Genomic DNA, 19,337 nt, shown 5'->3' with positions numbered 1-19,337 from the left:
ATAATCAATAAATGACGGTATTGGGGATAACAGGGTGTACAAACCATGATCAATAAAAAAGCCCCAATCGTGGATTAAACGGTTGGGGCTTTTATTTTCACGGTTTAGCGCAATGATAATTGATAATATTGTTATCTAATGGTAGCAACATAGCGTTAAATTAAAGCACAAAACGGCTAACTTCCCGATGCAACTGATAGGCTAACTCACTAAGCTGCGCTGCCTGATGTGCGGCATTATGTGCCTCTTGTGCTAAATCATTTGAGACTTCTTTGATTGACTCAGTATTACGGGTGATCTCTTCTGTTACTGTACTTTGTTCTTCAGCAGCAGTTGCAATGTGCGCCGCCATATCATTAATCGCAGTGACAACATCATTAATGTGTCTCAGATTATTGCCTGCGGCATCTGCATCATGCACGCTGGTCTCTGCGAGCTGGCTACTGCCCGACATAATATCAACAGCCTTACGGGTGGATAACTGCAGTTGATTGATCATTAACTCAATCTCTTCAGTTGAAGTATGAGTACGCTGTGAAAGCATTCGCACTTCATCAGCAACAACGGCAAATCCCCGCCCTTGATCGCCTGCACGAGCCGCTTCAATCGCCGCATTAAGTGCAAGCAAATTGGTTTGTTCGGCAATAGAGCGAATGGTCATCATAATTGAACTGATACTGGCTGCATGGCTGTTTAAATCATCAATGACACCTGTTGCAACACTGACCTCTTCTGACAATTTACGAATAGAGAGCTGACTTTGCGCTACTTGCTCTTGGCCCTGCTGACAAGTTTTGACTGCACTACCGGCTTCGTGCGCTGCTTTATCTGCATTGGCAGAAATTTCATATGTTGCCGCTGACATTTCAGTGATTGCAGTAGCAACCATGACAATTTCACCTTGCTGCATATGAATACGTTGGGTGCGCTCTTCTGCACTGGCTGCACTGTGAGTTGCTTGATTATTTAGGTTGTCAGCAGTATCACGCATTTGTAGCAAGATTTTTTGTAATCGTTCAACAAATTGGTTGAAGTTTTTCGCTAATTTACCTACTTCATCATCATTACGCGGCACAATACGCACCGTTAAATCACCTTCACCATTGGCAATATTGGCCAGTGCAGTCGAAACCGTATTAAGATCACGAAACAGATAGTTCATCAGTAATGCGAGAAGCATAACAGTACTTAGAGTCAGAATTAATGAGATCCCAAGTAAAAGGCTGCGTGTATTTTGATAATCAGCAAGTTCAGTCTCTTGATCGAGGATAAAACCTAAAATCCAACGGGAATTAGCAATTTTAATTAAGTCAATCCATTTAGGTTGTTGCTCAAAATGAGGACTATCAAGATTAAATAATTGACCTTGGGTGGATAACTCACTGATTAATAAAGGAGTAAACAGTGGGTCTAATGTACTGAGTGGTTGCATGATCATCGCACTGTTTTGATAGGCAATGATCGTACCCTCAGAGGTAAGAAGCAGACTTTGTGTGTTTTCTCCCACACCTAACTGCATAATTTTAGTTTGTAGCTGCGCTAATGCCATGTCAGCACCGAGTACACCCAGTGTCATGCCATTGTGTTGCACAGGCAAAGAGAACGTCACCACAATTTCGCCGCTGACCGGGTCTTGATAAGGGTCTGAGATAACCAATTTATTTTGGGTAATAGCGTCTTGGTACCAAACTCGAGTACGAACATCAAGAGTGCTGTAGTCACGTTCTGGACGTGAGTTGATAACACGGCCTTGCGTATTACCAAAATAGATATCATCAAAATCAGCACTGATTCGAGCCTGGATTAAATGTGACAGTAAAGTCTGAGTGTCAGAAACAAAAGGAATTAATCCCTTAATTTGCATGGCCTTATTCTCTTGCCACGCCATAATTTCACCGGCAATGACCGCAGTGGTTGATGTGACTCGGTTTTGAATCCCACTTTGTGTTTGGCTGTACAACTTGGTCGATGCTTGCCACGTTAATGTGCTGGCAATCAATAATACAGAAAACAGGCTTACACCAATAATTTTCTGTTTTAGAGTCAAATGTTGTGGCATAGCGATGAAAACTCCAGATATCCGGCTGTATATGAGCTTATCGGCAGGGTTTTTATATTGTTAAGCACCGTTGCGTATTTATTTTTACGTATGCAATTTATTATTTATGAGAAAATAGCGCATAAATATTAGATGTTTAGATGTCCAGATGTTTACATTTCTATACATCTCAACGTAAAATCATGCCAGATACTTAATCACCCTGACATTGTGGGTTTCTATGATAGATAATAAGAATAATCCTCCATCACGCTCTTTTTTCGCTTTGCTACCGTTACTGGTTTTTTTAATCATTTATATTGGTGCAGGGGTTTATCACACACTAATTGGCACTGAATTTGCCTTTTACCAGTTACCGGCTCCGGTTGCTATTTTACCCGCTATCATGCTGTCACTGTTGTTGGCAAAAGAGCCACTCAATCGTGCGATTAGCCGTTTTATCAGCGGAGCAGGGCATCCTGACATTATTGCTATGTGTCTGATTTACCTACTCGCAGGCGCATTTTCAACGGTAGCTAAAGCAACAGGTGGTGTAGATGCTGCCGTAGGATTAGGGCTTTCGGTACTGCCGAGTTGGGCGCTGTTGCCTGGGTTGTTTCTTATCTCTGCAGTTATCTCTACGGCAATGGGAACATCAATGGGCACCATTGCGGCACTCTCTCCGGTAGCATTAGGCATTGCACAGGCTACCGGTATCTCGTTGCCGCTGATGGCTGGCGTTGTACTTTCCGGTGCAATGTTTGGCGATAATATGTCTATCATCTCTGATACCACTATTGCGGCAACCCGTTCACAAGGTTGTGCTATGCGCGATAAGCTCAAAGAGAACTTCCGCATAGCTTTGCCCGCGGCCTTTGCTACCTTATTACTGTTCTTTTTTCTGACACAGGCAACAGATGTTCCTGCTGTTGCGCCATTTTCGTGGGTATTGGCACTGCCTTATCTGGTTATTTTGGCATTGGCACTTTCAGGCTTAAATGTTTTTGTTGTTCTGACCGTGGGTATTGTGTGTGCAGGGTTGATGGGGTTTGGTGCGACAGACACCTATAATATCAGCGGTTTTTCCCGTGATATTTACCAAGGCTTTAGCGCAATGCAGGAGATTTTCCTGTTATCAATGCTCATTGGTGGTTTAAGTGAGCTGATGAAGCGTCAGGGTGGATTAGCATTTTTAGCGCACCATATTCAGACATTGATTGAACATCTTAACCGTAATGGTAAGCCATATAGCCGAGCCGGTGAATTAGGTATCGCGTTGCTGGTGGGGCTTACAAACTTCTGTACGGCAAATAATACGGTTGCAATTATTGTTAGTGGCAGCGTAGCTCGCACATTGGCAGAAGAGAACAATATTGCGCCACGCCGTGCTGCCAGCGTATTGGATATCTACTCTTGTGTCGTACAAGGGTTACTTCCCTATGGCGCACAAGCACTATTACTGGCCTCTAGTTTTAAACTTTCACCACTTGATGTGGTTACCCATGCATGGTATTGCATGGCGTTGGCTATTAGTGCGTTATTTTTTATTTGGTTACGCCCAGTTAGTGTACAGCAAACCCCAATAAAATAGCACATATAGTAACGTGGTTATTTTTAATAAATAGCATCACTCATTAAATAAAAGCCTATTTTATATTAGCCCGACAGAATATTCTGTCGGGTTTTTTTATGTATTAAGATCCTAAAAAGCCTATTTTGTAGGATAAAAAAATTAAAACTTGCGCTGATTAACAAATTACTCTTTTTCCTAAGGCCTTATTTGAAGCAAAAAATTAAACTTACATGCTGTTTATTTGTGGGCATGTCCGTAAATAGGTATCTAATACCGTATTTGTACGATAAGTGCATATAATTAGAATAATTTCAGAAGGTCAATATCATGATTTTTTCGCTTCCTCATAAAATAGCGGTATGTAGCCTGGCTATTTCGTGTGTTCTGAGTTCCGGAGTTGTGCAAGCACAAGGGTGGGAAAAAGATAAAACCTACAACCTTACTGTTTTACATACTAATGACCATCATGGCCATTTTTGGAAAAATGAGCAGGGTGAATACGGTTTAGCAGCACAAAAAACACTGGTTGAACAGATCCGTAAAGACGTTGAGGCAGCCGGAGGCTCAGTATTACTGCTCTCAGGTGGTGATGTAAATACGGGCGTTCCTGAATCAGATTTACAACATGCAGAACCAGATTTTCGTGGCATGTCGATGATAGGTTACGATGCAATGGCATTAGGTAACCATGAGTTTGATCGACCATTAAGTGTTTTGCGCAAACAAGAGCAGTGGGCGACATTCCCATTGCTTTCCGCCAATATTTATGATGAAAAAAGCGGTGAACGTTTATTTAAACCTTACGCACTATTTGATAAGCAAGGCATTAAAATTGCCGTTATCGGATTAACGACTGAAGATACACAAAAAATTGGTAACCCTGAATATCTTAAAGGGATAGTGTTTAAAGATCCTAAAATTGAAGCTAAAAATGTTATTGCACAACTTAAGCATACAGAACAACCGGATATTATTATTGCTGCAACACATATGGGGCATTATGAAAATGGGCAGCATGGCTCAAATGCACCAGGTGATGTTGAGTTAGCGCGATCATTGCCTATGGGCGATTTAGATATGATTGTTGGCGGACATTCACAAAACCCTGTGTGTATGGAAGCTGTCAATACGCGAAATAATCGCTATATTCCAGGAACAGAGTGTAAGCCTGATCAACAAAATGGTACATGGATTGTTCAAGCTCATGAATGGGGTAAATATGTTGGCCGTGCGGACTATCAATTTAAAAATGGTGAGCTACAGCTTGTTAAGTACACATTAATCCCTGTAAATTTAAAACAAAAAATAACAGGTGATGATGGAAAATCAGATTATGTACTCTATAGCACCCCCATAACTGAAGATAATCATATGTTAGCATTGCTGACACCTTTTCAGGAAAAAGGTCAGGCTGAGTTAGGTATTAAAATTGGTGAGGTAGACCAAAAGCTAGAAGGAGATCGTAATATTGTACGTTTTCAACAAACTAATTTAGGTCAATTGATTGTTAAATCACATATGGAACGCGTAAACGCAGATTTTGGTGTGATGAACTCAGGGGGAGTTCGAGACTCTATTGAATCTGGCGATATTTCATACAAAGATGTATTAAAAGTGCAGCCATTTGGTAACATTGTGAGCTATGTTGATATGAAGGGCCACGATATTATTGATTATCTTAATGTTGTAGCAACCAAAAAAGTTGATTCTGGGGCTTATGCTCAGTTTGCCAATATTGCAATGATTGTTGAAAACGGTAAAGTGCACAATGTAAAAATTGCCGGTAAGCCAATTGACATGAATAAATCATACCGTTTTACGGTACCTAGTTTTAATGCGGCAGGCGGGGATGGTTACCCTAATATTTCGAAGAGTGCGGGTTATGTAAATACCGGATTCGTTGATGCAGAAGTATTAAAAGATTATATCGCGAAAAAGTCACCCATTAAAGCGAGTCAGTTTACACCAAACAGTGATATTATTTATAAATAATAGAGTGTGACTGAAATAAAAACCGCGCAAATAATATAATTATATTATTTGCGCGGTTTTTTTAAGCATATTGCAGGCTTGTCATATAATATACAATGTATTTTTAGTCACTATTGTTATAAATGCATTGTGCTTTATTAAAAGGCTCATGGCCATAAACGTCGTATAGATAAAGGCTATTCTGGATAAAGCTATTATATAGAAACTGTTTTCATTACTGTCATTACCTTATCAGCATAACCTAATGCACGAGAGTCATTCCATGAGTGATAGCGGCCGATACCAAGTTTTATATCATCAGGTGATGATGCTAAGGCGCTTTTTAATATTTCCGCCCCTACACGTAAATTAACATGGGGATTAAACAGATCTGCTGGCGTTTCAACGCGAGAACCATGCCAGCCTAAATTAACTTGCATTGCACCTACATCAAGATTTTTTTTATCTGTTGAGTCAATCAGTTGAGTCAGTGTTTTTTCTGCTTCTTGTTTTGACTCTAAATAGTAAGGCTTACCTTTTTTATTAATGACATAAGGCCAAGGTTTCGCTTTATCTCCCTTTGACATGGAAGACTCAACAACTGCAATAGAGTACAATAATTTAGGGTTTAAACCGTATTCATTGGCAACATGAATAAAGTCACTTTTTGTTAATCCCTCAATAGAGGATGCAAATGTATTGGATGAAAAAAAACTCGATAGCACAATAAAAAAAGAGAGTAAAATGGTTAAATTATATTTAAAACGCATGGTCAAATCCTCATGTAATATTAAATGAATAGATTCATCCTTAAAATACAAATAATGGTATATGTGTTGTCTACTTTTAGTTTGTATAGGCAGTAATGCGTGCCCGTATTGATAGACAAATAATATAGAGAAGCTCATAGCCTCGACACTTATCTATTATCATTGTTTATCTGATATGGTTATTTCTACGGGGTAACTATGACAACAGTATGTCTGTAATATAATCTATATGTGACGATTATGAGGAATAGCATTAAATAGCATGTGTATTGTGGGTGATATTATAGCAAGTTGAGGGTGATAAACCATTACAACACATTGTATTGAATTTTGTGAAATCAAAATATTTATTGCTCAAAAAGTGCGCTAATTATACTAATGAAATTAGATTAAGCAACTTATTTTGTTTTACTGTGTTTTTTTACTTTATTTATGACATTAAATGTTTTCTGTCATGTTTTGATTGAATTTATTCCCCGTTGAGTCTTATTATTTAGAAAACGAAACAGTGGTATAGCTATTTGTTATGATGAATACATCAGAAAGAAAATCGGTATTACCATGGCCATTGGTGTTAAGTGAGTTACTCGGTTTTATGGCTATTGTGTTAGGGTATGCTGAGATAAAGCAGTACATACAGTTACCTCTCTTTTTTGAGGGGCAAAAGCAAGGTGTTGTATTGATTATTGTGGGTGTACTGTTAATGTTACCTGCAGGCGTATATTTGGTTTCAGGTTGGTTTAGTCAGATAGATCAATTAATTACACCACATTTTAGTCACTCATCAGCTAAAGAGCGTAAAAAAAACTGTAAGGAAACTGACAATGACACCGACCATTGATCTTATCTTATCACACCGCTCTATTCGTCAATTTACCGAGCAAGCACTCAGTGCCGAGCAACTTAATGCCATTATTGATGCTGCACGAGCTGCATCAACATCGAGTTTTTTGCAGATGGTCAGTATCATTCGTGTGACAGATGCAGCATTGCGACAGCAGTTAGTTAGCTTGTCAGGTAAGCAACAATATGTCGCACAAGCACCTGAGTTTCTTGTTTTTTGTGCTGATTTTAATCGCCATCAGCAGATTTATCCTGATGCTCAGTTAGGGTATGCAGAGCAGTTACTTACCGGAGCAATAGATTCTGCATTGATGGGGCAAAATGCACTATTAGCTGCTGAATCATTAGGGTTAGGCGGTGTATTTATCGGCGGGTTGCGTAATCATATACAACAAGTTACTGCTGCATTGCAATTGCCAACACAGGTGATCCCCTTGTTTGGTTTGTGTATTGGTTATCCAGCACAAGACCCACAACATAAACCCCGCTTGCCGCAAGAAATGATACTGCATACTAACTACTATCAACCGGTAGACCGAGCAGTATTGCAAGTTTATGACACAGAGGTTGAAGCTTACTACCGTGCCCGAGGTAGCCATAACAAACTGCAAAATTGGAGTCAGCATGTGGCTGCAACACTGAGTAAAGAAACGCGCCCATTTATGCTTGATTATTTGCACTCACAAGGTTGGATCACCCGCTAAACCATGAAAATAGCGATTCTTTCACGTGATGCAGGCCTATATTCAAGTCAGCGTCTACTGCATGCAGCACATCAATGTGGTATTAAGGCAGAGGTCATTGATCCTCTGCGTTGTTATATTCATCTTTGCTCTGAAGCAGCACCATCTCACACTCGTTCACAGGCATTGTATCTTGCAGGTAAACCATTAGCTTTTTTTGATGCAGTGATCCCACGTATTGGTCCGGCAACAGCATACTATGGCAGCAGTATCGTACGGCAATTTGAATTAGCTGGAAGCTATATACTCAATAATGCAGCAGCAATTTGTTGTGCACGTGATAAGTTACACAGCTTACAACGATTAGTTGCCTATGGTGTAGCAGTACCTACAACGTGTTTTTCGCACGGCGCTGATGATACAGCAACAGCAATACGGCAGTTAGGAAGTGCCCCTTTAGTGATTAAACAAATTGAAGGCTCTCAAGGGATAGGTGTTGTGTTGGCGGAAAGCTATCGTGCTGCAGAGAGTATGGCTGATGCTTTTCGGGGGTTACAAACAAATATTGTGCTACAAGAGTACATTGCTGAATCACAAGGTGCAGATATTCGCTGTTTTGTTATTGGTGATCACGTAGTTGCGGCAATGAAACGACAGGCAAAAATAGGGGAGTTTCGTTCTAATTTACACCGTGGAGGATCTGCCCAAGCTGTCGAATTATCTGCTGCCGAGCAAGACATAGCAATACGTGCAACACAAGCTATTGGCTTGCACGTTGCAGGTGTAGATATATTGCGTTCAGCACGTGGCCCACTGGTGATGGAAGTGAATGCTTCGCCCGGTATTGAAGGTATTGAACGATGCACGGGAATAGATTTAGCAAAACTTATGATTGAGTATGTTAAACAGCAGGTATATGCATCACAGCATGAGCCTATTCATGAACTATTGCATTCAATATCCTAAATTTCATGCTATATCAATATGATATCTACTTCGGTTATCTCAAGCATTAGCGGAATATGGTTATATTATATTTTCGAACAGAAAATATTAAAAAATGATATCCGCTAAGAGGTGGTATTAAAAATAAAACCGATAAAGGTATTTGCATTACGTTATGCAACACGAAATTGATTAAAATCAGCATGATAATGAAAGCCACCATGCTCTAATTTTTCGCAAAGTGCAGCAGCATCAATTTCATATGCTTGAGCTAATTCATAGATACTGTCAAATTCATTACGTAACTTCATATTGACGATGCTAAACAGCATATTGCTGTCCATCTGCGCAAAACGGGTAAGATCCATATTGACTCCTTTGAATGAGTTGAACGTATACTGACATTAATTCAGAACATTCATTTATATTTGTACTTTTTTAGCATACATACAGAGCAGATAACATATGAGTATAGGCTATTACAGTGATAGGTTATTTAATTTTAGGGTGAAATATGATGACATCAATCAATAATGTAAAGACACTCGATATAAAAAATACAATCAGCTAAAAATAAAGCATAGACGCTGATGAGAAAACGTCGAGTATATAGTGTATAAAAAATGATGATTATCAATACTAAGCATGATCAAATCATTAAAACGTAGATAAATAGACGCTGATTTCGTAAGCTATCCCAATGAGAATCACAACAATAAGCGTTGTATGAGCACACTACCGGTTTCTGAATTTGCTGTTCCTGATCTTGACCTGTTGAAACAGTGGCTAATCCAGTTGAACATTGATTATTTTGAGTGCGAATCATGTCTAGCACTGCATTTACCGCATATGCAAAATATTAATGGCATTTTTGATGCAAAAATTGATCTGCTGGAACAGCATATTTTAGTGTTCTCCTCTGCATCTGAAGTTCGGCCAACAGGCTTGCTGCCACTGGTTGCCGAGCTTAGTGAGATCAATGCCCAGTACTCGCTGATTAACGGGTTTGTTGATGTACAAGATGATAATCTGCCTAAACTTATCATTACGCATTCACTGACTGCTTCTGCCGGTATTACTACCGCTCAACTGCTTGTTTTTATTAAGCAAACAGAAGAACAAATTGAGCAATTTATTGATGTAGTGAAACGTAAAGGCTATCTGTTCTTTCCTGAGGAAGATGAGATCTCTGATCAGGATAAAATCCTGCATTGATAATCAGATACCGGAAGTGTGATTTTGCTTCCGGATAGCCTCTTTTTCCCTGTAAATAGAAATAATAAAGATTAAAAATCAATTAATTATCTCATCGTCTCTTTGTCTAATATTGTAAACTCCGGTGCTTTTATTGCCCGCTTACACGCGCCTTTCTCTGCGATAACCTGCTGCATAAGTCATCTTCTATCCCTACATTTCACTACAAATTGTCTATTTTTCAACAGGTGATCAAGTAATTACGGTTATTTATCTTTGATGCTGTTGTTTTCAGGCTACGTTCTGGTCTTAACATTCATACAGCGTTATTCTAACAACTGTTGTTTTTATGTGTATCCAATGTGGTCAGTTGAGCAGGGAGGCTCTCGGTGATGGGATTTATCGCTAAAAATAATACATGTTCATGGGCAAAAACTGTCTTAACGACCCTGTTGTTAACGGTTTCTGCTGCACATGCAGAAGATAAAACGCTGCATGTCTATAACTGGTCAGACTATATTGCCCCGAATACCTTGGCAAATTTCCAAAAAAGTCAGGGGATTAAAGTTGTTTACGATGTCTTTGATTCTAATGAAGTGCTTGAAGGTAAACTGATGGCTGGAAGCACGGGTTTTGATGTTGTCGTGCCGTCAGCGAGTTTTCTTGAGCGCCAAATTAAAGCCGGTGTCTTTAAGCCGCTGGATAAAGCCAAGCTGCCTAATTATGCCAACCTTGATCCTGAACTGCTTAAAATGCTGACCAAGCATGATCCTGATAATACCTATGGTGTGCCTTATTTGTGGGCAACCACCGGTATTGGTTACAACATTGATAAAGTCAAAGCAGTGCTGGGCAAAGATGCACCGGTAGAGAGTTGGGATCTGATTTTTAAACCAGAAAATCTGGCCAAACTGAAAACCTGTGGCGTTGCGTTTTTAGATGCGCCAAGTGAAGTCTATGCCACTGTACTGAATTATTTAGGGAAAGATCCTAATAGCACTAACCCAAAAGAGTATTCAGGGGAAGCGACGGACCTGCTACTAAAACTGCGGCCAAATATTACCTACTTCCACTCATCACAATACATCAATGATCTGGCAAATGGTGATATTTGCGTCACTATCGGCTGGGCGGGGGATGTAAAGCAAGCCGCTAATCGTGCGAAAGAAGCGAAAAATGGCGTGAATATTGGCTACAGCATTCCAAAACAGGGCGCTCTGGCCTTTTTTGATATGTTAGCGATTCCGGCAGATGCCAAAAATACCGATGAAGCTTATCGCTTTATTAACTATCTGTTGCAACCTGACGTTATCGCCACGGTGACAGATACTGTGTATTACGCCAACGGTAATGCCAAATCCACACCGCTGGTTCAAGCCGATATTCGTAACGATCAGGGTATTTACCCATCAGCAGAAACGCGTAGTAAGTTATTTACCCTGACAGTGAAAGATCCGAAAGTTGACCGTGTGATTACCCGTTCTTGGACTCGGGTAAAAAGTGGCACATAAGCGGTAATTTTCCATGGTTTAACTGTAAAACCAGTATTCAACCGAGGTAAATAGATCTGCTAGATCGTTAACTTATGCACCGGTATGCCCATGTTCTGGGCATACCGCTATCTTGCGGCGAGTTAGCGTTATTAGCGCAAAATCTTACCGGACAACCCGATATTCTACCGTTACGCACTGTGTTGATAATGGATTATTAACGGTTTTTTGCAGTATGAGGAGAACCCTTCCAGTGAAAGAGACCATGTCACGCCCTCAGATAAAAGCCCCAAAGTTGAAAACCCCCTTACTTGAGATCCGTAATCTGACCAAATCGTTTGACGGCACATTTGCTGTTGATGATGTTGATTTGACCATCTACAAAGGTGAAATTTTTGCTCTGCTAGGCGCATCAGGATGCGGTAAATCAACGCTGCTGCGTATGTTAGCCGGTTTTGAAACGCCAACCAGTGGGCAGATTTTTATCGATGGGCAGGATTTATCAGCCGTACCACCCTATAAGCGGCCTATCAATATGATGTTTCAATCATACGCACTGTTCCCGCATATGACGGTAGAGCAGAATATTGCGTTTGGTTTGAAGCAAGACAAAATGCCAAAACATGAGATAGCCAAACGCGTGGCGGAAATGCTCGATCTGGTACACATGCGTGAGTTTGCAGCGCGCAAGCCACATCAGCTTTCTGGTGGGCAGCGTCAGCGGGTTGCGCTGGCTCGCAGTCTGGCCAAACGGCCAAAATTGTTGCTGCTTGATGAGCCAATGGGCGCACTGGATAAAAAGCTGCGCGATCAAATGCAGCTAGAAGTGGTTGATATTTTAGAGCGTGTCGGCGCGACTTGCGTGATGGTGACACATGATCAAGAAGAGGCCATGACGATGGCCGGACGTATTGCGATCATGAACCGTGGAAAATTTGTGCAAATCGGTGAGCCTGAAGAGGTCTACGAGTATCCGAACAGCCGCTTTAGTGCCGAATTTATCGGCAGTATCAATGTGTTCGAGTGCATGCTGCAAGAAGAGACAGATGAACATTACATTGTACGCAGCCCCGGTTTAATGCACCCACTGAAAGTAGAGCAAGAGGTGAAAATTACTGCCGATGTGCCGGTGATGGTTGCTCTGCGGCCAGAGAAAATCGCACTGTGTGATGATGTGCCTGAAGATGGCTGTAACTTTGCAGTAGGCGAGGTGGTCAACATTGCTTATCTGGGGGATCTCTCTATCTACCATGTGCGCCTGCACAGCGGCATGATATTGACCGCCCAACTGCAAAATGATTGCCGTTATCGCCGCGGAATGCCGACATGGGGCGATGAAGTTCGCCTGTTCTGGAATGCCGATAGCGGCGTAGTACTGACCGCCTGATTGAGGAGTCAAGGATGAGACAATATCTATCACGGCAATATCTGGCTCGAGCAGGTATCAGTGGTCGTCAGAGTATCATTGCCGCCCCTTATCTCTGGTTGCTGATCTTTTTTCTGATCCCCTTTCTGATTGTTTTTAAGATAAGTTTTGCCGAGATGCAGGTGGCAATTCCACCCTACACTGACCTACTCAGTTGGCTAGATGGTAAGCTGACCTTGAGCCTAAATCTGGCTAATTACAGCTATTTGGTGGAAGATCCGCTGTATGTTGATGCTTATCTGCACTCACTGCGTATTGCTGCGGTATCGACCATTATCTGCTTGTTGATGGGCTACCCAATCGCGTGGGCTATCGTACACAGTACACCTTCTACACGAAATATTTTGCTGCTATTGATTGTATTACCCTCTTGGACATCATTTTTAATTCGGGTCTATGCATGGATTGGGCTTTTGAAAAATAACGGGATTATCAATAACTTCCTGTTATGGACAGGTATTATTGACCAACCGTTACCTATGCTGCATACCGATTTTGCTGTGTATATTGGTATTGTGTATGCCTATCTGCCGTTTATGATTTTGCCTTTATATACTGCGCTGCAAAAAGTGGATTACTCATTGGTTGAGGCCGCTTCAGATCTGGGTGCTCGCCCGTTTAAAACCTTCTTTTCGGTGATATTACCGCTGACAAAAGGGGGCATTATTGCTGGTTCAATGCTGGTTTTTATTCCAGCTGTGGGGGAGTTTGTGATCCCTGAGCTACTCGGTGGGCCTGACAGTATTATGATCGGGCGGGTGATGTGGCAGGAGTTCTTTAATAATCGAGACTGGCCGGTTGCCTCTGCGGTGGCGATTGTCATGTTGCTGATCTTAGCTCTGCCGATTATGTGGTTTCATAAACACCAGAATCAGGAGATGCACTGATGAATAGCGTTCCTGTGATTAAAAGCCGTTGGAAAGCGGTGATTCTGACTATCGGCCTGACTTTTTTGTATGCGCCGATGCTGATGTTGGTGATTTATTCATTCAACAGCTCACGCTTAGTCACGGTTTGGGCGGGTTGGTCCACTAAATGGTACGGAGAGTTGTTTGCTGATCAGGCGATGATGGACGCTGTTTGGCTGAGTCTGACCATCGCCACGGCGGCTGCGTCTGCGGCGGTGATACTCGGTACGATGGCCGCTTTTGTGATGACCCGTTTTCGGCGTTTTACCGGCCAGACATCCTTTGCATTTATGCTTACCGCACCGTTGGTTATGCCAGAGGTGATTACGGGTTTATCGCTGCTGTTGCTGTTTGTGGCAATGAGCCAGTGGCTTGGATGGCCAGAGCAACGTGGCGCGATGACCATTTGGCTAGCACATGTGACTTTTTGTACCTCTTATGTTGCTGTTGTAGTCAGTGCTCGTTTGCGCGATCTTGACCGTTCACTGGAGGAAGCGGCGATGGATCTGGGAGCTCCTCCGCTGAAGGTATTTTTCATCATTACCGTGCCGTTGATCATTCCTGCATTGGTATCGGGTTGGTTGCTGGCATTTACCTTATCACTCGATACATTGGTGATCTCCAGTTTTGTCTCTGGCCCGAGCTCGACTACATTGCCGATGATGGTTTTTTCCAGTGTTCGCATGGGGGTTAGCCCGAAGATCAACGCACTGGCGACCTTGATTATTCTGGCTGTCGGGGTGCTTGGCATGATCTCATGGTGGCTGATGTCACGCGCTGAAAAGCGTCAGCGTTTAGAGCAGTTACACTGATAGCGGACGACAGTGATAGTGAGTAGTGGTGATAGTCAGTAACAGCCAATATCCGTTGAGTGTAAGGCGACTTTTTGGTGCAAACAAAGAGAAAGCGACCTTAAAGCAAGGGTAACTTTTGGCACTTTACGCGGAGTAACCTTGTGGTCGGCGCTTTGCAGCCAGTGCAATGAGGGGTAGAATCTTGCCCCTCATTGTACTTGCTGCAACTTGATTGAGGTTTTCATGTTCTGTGCCCATTTTCAGGCTGGCGAATGCCGTTCGTGTCATTGGCTGGATAAGCCCTATACCGAGCAACTGACACTTAAACAGCAGGCGCTAGAAACCCTGTTTTGTGCTATTCCGGTACAACAGTGGTTACCTGCGGTGCACAGTGCTGAACAAGCTTTTCGCAACAAAGCTAAAATGGTGGTTAGCGGTGCGGTTGAACGCCCGATTTTGGGTATCGTCAATGCTGACGGTGCTGCGGTTGATTTGTCAGATTGTCCGCTGTATAACGCCGATTTTCAGGCGTTGTTTCCGGTCATCAAACAGTTTATCGGCCGTGCCGGTTTAACACCGTACAACGTTGCACGTCGGCGCGGTGAGCTGAAATTTATCCTACTGACACAAAGTGCGGCTAATGGTGAGTTTATGCTGCGTTTTGTGCTTAAGTCAGACCAAAAACTGGTATTGATCCGCCGTGAGTTGCCGTGGTTACAAGCGCAGTTACCGCAATTGCGGGTGATCTCGGTGAATATTCAACCGGTGCATATGGCGATTTTAGAAGGTGAGCAAGAGATTATGCTGACCGATGATCACAGCCTGTCAGAGCAATTCAACTATGTTCCGCTTTCTATCCGCCCACGCAGTTTTTTCCAGACCAACCCGCAAATTGCTGCGCGTCTATATGCTACTGCCCGCGATTGGGTGCAAGCATTACCGATAAACTCACTGTGGGATCTGTTCTGCGGTGTTGGCGGATTTGGCTTGCACTGTGCAACACCAGAGATGAAACTTACTGGGATAGAGATCTCACCCGAGGCGATAGACTGTGCGCGTGCTTCGGCAAAACAACTGGGTTTATCGGATGTCCATTTTCAGGCTCTTGATTCTAGTGCTTTTGCTTGCCGTCATCAGGCAGATCATGGCACATACCCTGAAGAGCCGCAAAGTGAAGCAGGCGATGAAAGTGATCGCGTAAAAAACCGTGATAATGTTCCTGATCTCGTACTGGTTAATCCGCCACGTCGGGGGATTGGGCAGGCCTTGTGCAATTATCTGGCAACCATGGCACCTGACTATATTGTTTATTCCAGTTGCAACGCCAATACCATGGCAGAAGATATTGTGCGTTTAAACGGTGGGGCGCAGCAGTATCAGGTCGAAAAAATGCAGTTGTTTGATATGTTTCCGCATACCGCTCACTATGAAGTGATCGGTTTACTTAAACGTGTTTGATGCTAGTTGTGTTACCGGTTAAAAAGCCCGTTAGGGCTTTTCACGCCAGCCGATACCTTCGAGTGTCAACAGAGCGGTTTTAATCGGTAAACCGCCACTGTATCCGGTAAGCGAGCGATCTTTTCCTAGCACCCGATGGCACGGAATAATAATGGCCAGCGGGTTTGCGCCAATAGCACCGCCAACGGCGCGTACAGCCTTTGGATTACCGATATTCTCTGCTACTGCCCCATAACTTGATATTTGTGCATAGGGAATCGCCAGCAATTGTTGCCAGACTTGTTGCTGAAACGGTGTACCAACAGGTGCAAGCAGAAGACGATCAGGGGAAGGGGCAAGGCCGGCGAAGTAATCATTGAGAAAATCGGTAGCCAATTGCAGTGGCCGGATACACTCTTGCTGCCATAACGGGTTAATACTCTGCTGTTCACTTGGCAGATATAAATGGCGTAAACCGTGGCGGTCGGCTACCAGCAGTAGTTCACCGAGTGGTGAGGTATAATTGACGTAGTACATCTGAGCGGTCTCTTCAGGGTATTGACGTCTTAACTTAGCGCGATTTTGACAGATGACTGAACCGACCTGTTAATTTATCCATTGGCCGGTTCAGTGTGTAGCGTGATCATAAGGTTACGTGATCATATTGTTAGCCTATCATGCCCTGTATACGGGTGAGATTTTGGCTATCAGATAAAACGTTGTGCAACAGCTTCAGGCTCTAACTCATCACCTTCAAGATCTGAATTCCAGTTCAGACCCAGTAGAACGCCATCTTCAGCCAGTGTTAACAACCACTCATTGGCAAACAAATTAAGCGGAATAGCCGTTGGAACAAACTCAGCCCACTCGTCATCACAGTGTATACGAGCGTCAGCTTCGTTTGACCAAAATGGCATCACTTCACCGTCTTCAAACTGGCTTGACTCCATAGAGAGCCAATTTACTTCGTCTTGACACAAACCCCATACTTGTCCGGTTTGCTGGCTTTGTGCAACAAACAGATCAATGTTGGCTTGCAGATCTTGTCCTAACTGGCTCATGGATACTCTCACTCTTTAAAAGGGAATTTCTGTGCTTATGGTAGCAGAAATTAAAGTGACTGTAGTGCTTCATCAGGCAATGCTTCTGCACAATCAGTATCTTTACCGTTGCTCAAAGGCTAGCATCCGCTTTTCAAGCGCCCGCATTGACAGTGTGAGCGCACCGTTAACGGCTAGATAGATCACACCAGCCATACCGAAAATTGCAAGAGTATCGTAAGTTTGAGCATTGAGTTGCTGCGCGTAACCCATGATGTCCATAATCGTAATGGTGCTGGCCAGTGATGTACCTTTAAAGATCAAGACCACTTCATTGGAATACGAAGGCAAAGCTCGTTTTAGCGCAAAAGGTAATAAAATCTGTAAAGTTTGTCGCCGAGTCATTCCGAGTGCACTGCACGCTTGCCATTGTCCAGTTGGGATAGCTTTGACTGCGCCATAAAACAGCAAAGTAGAGTATGCTGCGCTGTTGAGTGCTAAAGCTATCATGGCACAAAACCAAGGTTCAGAGAGTAGTGGCCAAAGTACGCTGTTGCGCAGGGCATCAAACTGCCCTGGGCCGTAATAGATCAAAAATATCTGGATCAGTAACGGAGTTCCGGTAAACAGCGTTAGATAGCCTTTTGTCAGCCAGCGTAACGGGTGGTTGTTACCGGCCATCACCAGCGTGAACAGTACAGCCAGTGTAAAACCAATCAGCAGGGCACAAACAGTCAGTGATAAGCTGGTTTGCAGCCCTTGCATCAAGGTGGGAAAGTAGCTCCACATCAGACAGCACTCCTCTCAAAACGGGTAACGTAGCGATCAAGGCGCTGCAATAAGAACTGGCTGATTAGGGTAATCACCAGATATAACACTGCCGCTACTGCAAACCATGTAAATGGTTGCCACGTTGAGGTCGCAATAGTTTGTGCCTGACGCATTAACTCATTCACACCGATAAGGGAAACCAGTGCGGTATCTTTAAGCAGCACCAACCATTGATTACCCAGCCCTGGCAGCGCGTGCCGCCAGACTTGCGGCAAAATAAGACGGGTAAAAATATGCCATGGGCGCATACCCAGTGCCGCGCCTGATTCCCACTGTCCGGCTGAAATGGCTTTGAGTGCACCGCGTAATGTTTGTGAAGCATATGAAGCAAATATAATGGCCAATGCCACCGCACCACACCAAAACGGGCTGAGGTCTACATAATTGTCAGTGATCAGAAACAATGCTTGGGTTGAGCCAAAATAGATAAATAGCACCACCAGTATTTCGGGCAAGCCACGTAATACGGTGATAAGCGTACTGGCGGGAATACTGACCACTTTCCAGCGTGATGATTCGAGCACAGCAAAAACAAGTGCCAGTAATAGGCCAATAACCAGCGAAGCAAGTGCTAGGCCGATAGTCATACCGGCCGCCATGCAAAGGAGTTGTAGAAATTCGTTTCCCGCCATCGTCTCTTATTTAAACCACTTGTTGTAGAGGGATTGATAAGTACCGTTGGCATGCAAAGTGTCGAGTGCCGTATTGAGCTGCGTGAGCAGTGCAGTATTGCCCTTGTTAACGGCAATGCCAAAACCTTGACCAAAATAGGCTTTATCGGTGACGGGCTGACCGACCGGTGCGAGGCTCTTGTCTTGTTTTAGCCACTCAGCGATAACGGCGGTATCACCAAATACGGCATCAACACGGCCATTTTTCATATCAATTACTGCATTTTGATAGCTGCCATAGGGCACAGCCTTCAGATTTTTCATCTGCTCATTGATGTAGGTTTGGTGTGTTGAACCGTTTTGCACGCCCACTTTTTTATCTTTGAGAGCACTAACGTCTGCAAATTTACCTTTTTGGCTGATAAAAATGGCTGCGTTATCGTAGTAAGGTTTAGTGAAATCAACCTGCTTTAGGCGGTCATCGGTGATGTCCATGGCTGAAATGGCGGCATCGTAACGGCGAAATTTCAGATCGGGGATTAAACTATCAAATGCCTGATTGCTGAATGTACACTCTGCTTTTAGTTCGGCACATAAGGCTTTAGCCAGATCCACATCAAAACCGACAATTTCATTTTTTTCGTTGGTCGATTCAAAGGGTGGGTAGGTAGCTTCCATAGCAAAGCGGATCGTTTCTGTCGCCAGTGCTGAGGTGCTAAATCCTGCACACACGCTGCTAGTTAACAGGGCAGCGGTCAGTAATTTTTTCATGGTGAACTCCTT

19 protein-coding genes are annotated in these 19,337 nt (G+C 43.1%); 11 read left to right on the top strand and 8 right to left on the bottom strand.

The window, feature by feature from the left end:
• Positions 1–160: 160 nt before the first annotated feature.
• Positions 161–2,059 (bottom strand): methyl-accepting chemotaxis protein, encoded by a 1,899-nt coding sequence (locus tag ACRC53_RS10670; protein ID WP_438643391.1) that lies wholly within the window; start codon positions 2,057–2,059, stop codon positions 161–163.
• Between the two features lie 220 nt (positions 2,060–2,279).
• On the opposite strand from ACRC53_RS10670, the gene ACRC53_RS10665 reads away from it, so the two are divergent.
• Positions 2,280–3,629 carry a Na+/H+ antiporter NhaC family protein gene (locus ACRC53_RS10665; RefSeq protein WP_438643390.1) on the top strand — a complete coding sequence of 450 codons (1,350 nt, stop codon included), beginning with the start codon at positions 2,280–2,282 and terminating at the stop codon, positions 3,627–3,629.
• Positions 3,630–3,938: 309 nt separating this feature from the next.
• Positions 3,939–5,603: a bifunctional UDP-sugar hydrolase/5'-nucleotidase UshA gene (ushA, locus tag ACRC53_RS10660; protein ID WP_438643389.1), complete on the top strand. Its 1,665-nt coding sequence runs from the start codon at positions 3,939–3,941 to the stop codon at positions 5,601–5,603.
• 194 nt (positions 5,604–5,797) lie between these two features.
• On the opposite strand, the gene ACRC53_RS10655 is transcribed toward ushA, so the two are convergent.
• Positions 5,798–6,352, bottom strand: coding sequence for a lytic transglycosylase domain-containing protein (locus ACRC53_RS10655; RefSeq protein WP_438643388.1), 555 nt, complete (start codon positions 6,350–6,352; stop codon positions 5,798–5,800).
• 526 nt (positions 6,353–6,878) lie between these two features.
• Between ACRC53_RS10655 and ACRC53_RS10650 the strand changes: the two genes are divergently transcribed.
• The 3 genes from ACRC53_RS10650 to rimK are packed head-to-tail and all read left to right on the top strand — an operon-like array spanning position 6,879 to position 8,844.
• Positions 6,879–7,193: a DUF1418 family protein gene (locus ACRC53_RS10650; RefSeq protein ID WP_438643387.1), complete on the top strand. Its 315-nt coding sequence runs from the start codon at positions 6,879–6,881 to the stop codon at positions 7,191–7,193.
• On the top strand, positions 7,177–7,899 hold the full coding sequence (nfsA, locus tag ACRC53_RS10645) for an oxygen-insensitive NADPH nitroreductase (protein ID WP_438643386.1): 723 nt from the start codon (positions 7,177–7,179) through the stop codon (positions 7,897–7,899). Before ACRC53_RS10650 ends, nfsA begins: the two co-directional genes overlap by 17 nt.
• 3 nt (positions 7,900–7,902) lie before the next feature.
• On the top strand, positions 7,903–8,844 hold the full coding sequence (rimK, locus tag ACRC53_RS10640; RefSeq protein WP_438643385.1) for a 30S ribosomal protein S6--L-glutamate ligase: 942 nt from the start codon (positions 7,903–7,905) through the stop codon (positions 8,842–8,844).
• A 152-nt stretch (positions 8,845–8,996) separates the two neighbouring features.
• Here the strand turns inward: rimK and ACRC53_RS10635 are convergent, their stop codons facing one another.
• Entirely contained in the window at positions 8,997–9,191 is a 195-nt protein-coding gene (locus ACRC53_RS10635; protein ID WP_438643384.1) for a DUF4250 domain-containing protein, read from the bottom strand.
• Positions 9,192–9,549: 358 nt separating this feature from the next.
• Between ACRC53_RS10635 and ACRC53_RS10630 the strand changes: the two genes are divergently transcribed.
• The 6 genes from ACRC53_RS10630 (at position 9,550) to rlmC (ending at position 16,093) form a co-directional block, all read left to right on the top strand.
• Complete coding sequence (locus ACRC53_RS10630; RefSeq protein WP_438643383.1) at positions 9,550–10,038, top strand: YbjN domain-containing protein; 489 nt, start codon at positions 9,550–9,552, stop codon at positions 10,036–10,038.
• 371 nt (positions 10,039–10,409) lie between these two features.
• Positions 10,410–11,528 (top strand): spermidine/putrescine ABC transporter substrate-binding protein PotF, encoded by a 1,119-nt coding sequence (gene potF / locus ACRC53_RS10625; protein ID WP_438643643.1) that lies wholly within the window; start codon positions 10,410–10,412, stop codon positions 11,526–11,528.
• A gap of 244 nt (positions 11,529–11,772) precedes the next feature.
• Entirely contained in the window at positions 11,773–12,894 is a 1,122-nt protein-coding gene (gene potG / locus ACRC53_RS10620) for a putrescine ABC transporter ATP-binding subunit PotG (RefSeq protein WP_438623154.1), read from the top strand.
• 14 nt (positions 12,895–12,908) lie between these two features.
• Positions 12,909–13,820, top strand: a complete 912-nt coding sequence (potH, locus tag ACRC53_RS10615; protein ID WP_438622931.1) for a putrescine ABC transporter permease PotH — start codon at positions 12,909–12,911, stop codon at positions 13,818–13,820.
• The gene (gene potI, locus ACRC53_RS10610; RefSeq protein ID WP_438629763.1) at positions 13,820–14,653 is read left to right on the top strand and encodes a putrescine ABC transporter permease PotI; all 834 of its coding nucleotides are present in this window, start codon (positions 13,820–13,822) and stop codon (positions 14,651–14,653) included. Before potH ends, potI begins: the two co-directional genes overlap by 1 nt.
• A gap of 225 nt (positions 14,654–14,878) precedes the next feature.
• A complete protein-coding gene (gene rlmC, locus ACRC53_RS10605; RefSeq protein ID WP_438643382.1) occupies positions 14,879–16,093 on the top strand; it encodes a 23S rRNA (uracil(747)-C(5))-methyltransferase RlmC in 1,215 nt (404 codons plus the stop codon).
• A gap of 30 nt (positions 16,094–16,123) precedes the next feature.
• Here rlmC and ACRC53_RS10600 read toward each other — a convergent pair whose 3' ends face one another.
• The 5 genes from ACRC53_RS10600 to artJ all read right to left on the bottom strand — a co-directional run bounded on the left by ACRC53_RS10600 (position 16,124) and on the right by artJ (position 19,325).
• Positions 16,124–16,609 (bottom strand): methylated-DNA--[protein]-cysteine S-methyltransferase, encoded by a 486-nt coding sequence (locus ACRC53_RS10600; protein WP_438622934.1) that lies wholly within the window; start codon positions 16,607–16,609, stop codon positions 16,124–16,126.
• A 170-nt stretch (positions 16,610–16,779) separates the two neighbouring features.
• Positions 16,780–17,133: a DUF2750 domain-containing protein gene (locus tag ACRC53_RS10595; protein WP_438622935.1), complete on the bottom strand. Its 354-nt coding sequence runs from the start codon at positions 17,131–17,133 to the stop codon at positions 16,780–16,782.
• Positions 17,134–17,235: 102 nt separating this feature from the next.
• Entirely contained in the window at positions 17,236–17,901 is a 666-nt protein-coding gene (gene artM, locus ACRC53_RS10590; protein WP_438643381.1) for an arginine ABC transporter permease ArtM, read from the bottom strand.
• Positions 17,901–18,575, bottom strand: a complete 675-nt coding sequence (gene artQ / locus ACRC53_RS10585) for an arginine ABC transporter permease ArtQ (RefSeq protein WP_438643380.1) — start codon at positions 18,573–18,575, stop codon at positions 17,901–17,903. The genes artM and artQ overlap by 1 nt, the downstream gene beginning before the upstream one ends.
• A gap of 6 nt (positions 18,576–18,581) precedes the next feature.
• Positions 18,582–19,325, bottom strand: a complete 744-nt coding sequence (gene artJ / locus ACRC53_RS10580; protein WP_438643379.1) for an arginine ABC transporter substrate-binding protein — start codon at positions 19,323–19,325, stop codon at positions 18,582–18,584.
• Positions 19,326–19,337 lie beyond the last annotated feature (12 nt).

It is taken from the genome of Plesiomonas sp. (assembly GCF_051652165.1).
In the GTDB taxonomy this organism is placed as follows: domain Bacteria; phylum Pseudomonadota; class Gammaproteobacteria; order Enterobacterales; family CAMTGL01; genus Plesiomonas.
Note: the sequence above shows the minus strand (reverse complement) of the source record. Positions and strands in the feature narration are given on the sequence as shown.

Coding starts and splice junctions, on each gene's coding strand:
- ACRC53_RS10635 (WP_438643384.1), bottom strand. CDS start 9,191: ATGGATCTTACCCGTTTTGCGCAGATGGACAGCAATATGCTGTTTAGC.
- ACRC53_RS10650 (WP_438643387.1), top strand. CDS start 6,879: ATGATGAATACATCAGAAAGAAAATCGGTATTACCATGGCCATTGGTG.
- ACRC53_RS10670 (WP_438643391.1), bottom strand. CDS start 2,059: ATGCCACAACATTTGACTCTAAAACAGAAAATTATTGGTGTAAGCCTG.
- artQ (WP_438643380.1), bottom strand. CDS start 18,575: ATGGCGGGAAACGAATTTCTACAACTCCTTTGCATGGCGGCCGGTATG.
- ACRC53_RS10655 (WP_438643388.1), bottom strand. CDS start 6,352: ATGCGTTTTAAATATAATTTAACCATTTTACTCTCTTTTTTTATTGTG.
- artM (WP_438643381.1), bottom strand. CDS start 17,901: ATGTGGAGCTACTTTCCCACCTTGATGCAAGGGCTGCAAACCAGCTTA.
- ACRC53_RS10630 (WP_438643383.1), top strand. CDS start 9,550: ATGAGCACACTACCGGTTTCTGAATTTGCTGTTCCTGATCTTGACCTG.
- ACRC53_RS10595 (WP_438622935.1), bottom strand. CDS start 17,133: ATGAGCCAGTTAGGACAAGATCTGCAAGCCAACATTGATCTGTTTGTT.
- ACRC53_RS10665 (WP_438643390.1), top strand. CDS start 2,280: ATGATAGATAATAAGAATAATCCTCCATCACGCTCTTTTTTCGCTTTG.
- artJ (WP_438643379.1), bottom strand. CDS start 19,325: ATGAAAAAATTACTGACCGCTGCCCTGTTAACTAGCAGCGTGTGTGCA.
- ACRC53_RS10600 (WP_438622934.1), bottom strand. CDS start 16,609: ATGTACTACGTCAATTATACCTCACCACTCGGTGAACTACTGCTGGTA.
- potF (WP_438643643.1), top strand. CDS start 10,410: ATGGGATTTATCGCTAAAAATAATACATGTTCATGGGCAAAAACTGTC.
- potG (WP_438623154.1), top strand. CDS start 11,773: ATGTCACGCCCTCAGATAAAAGCCCCAAAGTTGAAAACCCCCTTACTT.
- potH (WP_438622931.1), top strand. CDS start 12,909: ATGAGACAATATCTATCACGGCAATATCTGGCTCGAGCAGGTATCAGT.
- potI (WP_438629763.1), top strand. CDS start 13,820: ATGAATAGCGTTCCTGTGATTAAAAGCCGTTGGAAAGCGGTGATTCTG.
- ushA (WP_438643389.1), top strand. CDS start 3,939: ATGATTTTTTCGCTTCCTCATAAAATAGCGGTATGTAGCCTGGCTATT.
- nfsA (WP_438643386.1), top strand. CDS start 7,177: ATGACACCGACCATTGATCTTATCTTATCACACCGCTCTATTCGTCAA.
- rlmC (WP_438643382.1), top strand. CDS start 14,879: ATGTTCTGTGCCCATTTTCAGGCTGGCGAATGCCGTTCGTGTCATTGG.
- rimK (WP_438643385.1), top strand. CDS start 7,903: ATGAAAATAGCGATTCTTTCACGTGATGCAGGCCTATATTCAAGTCAG.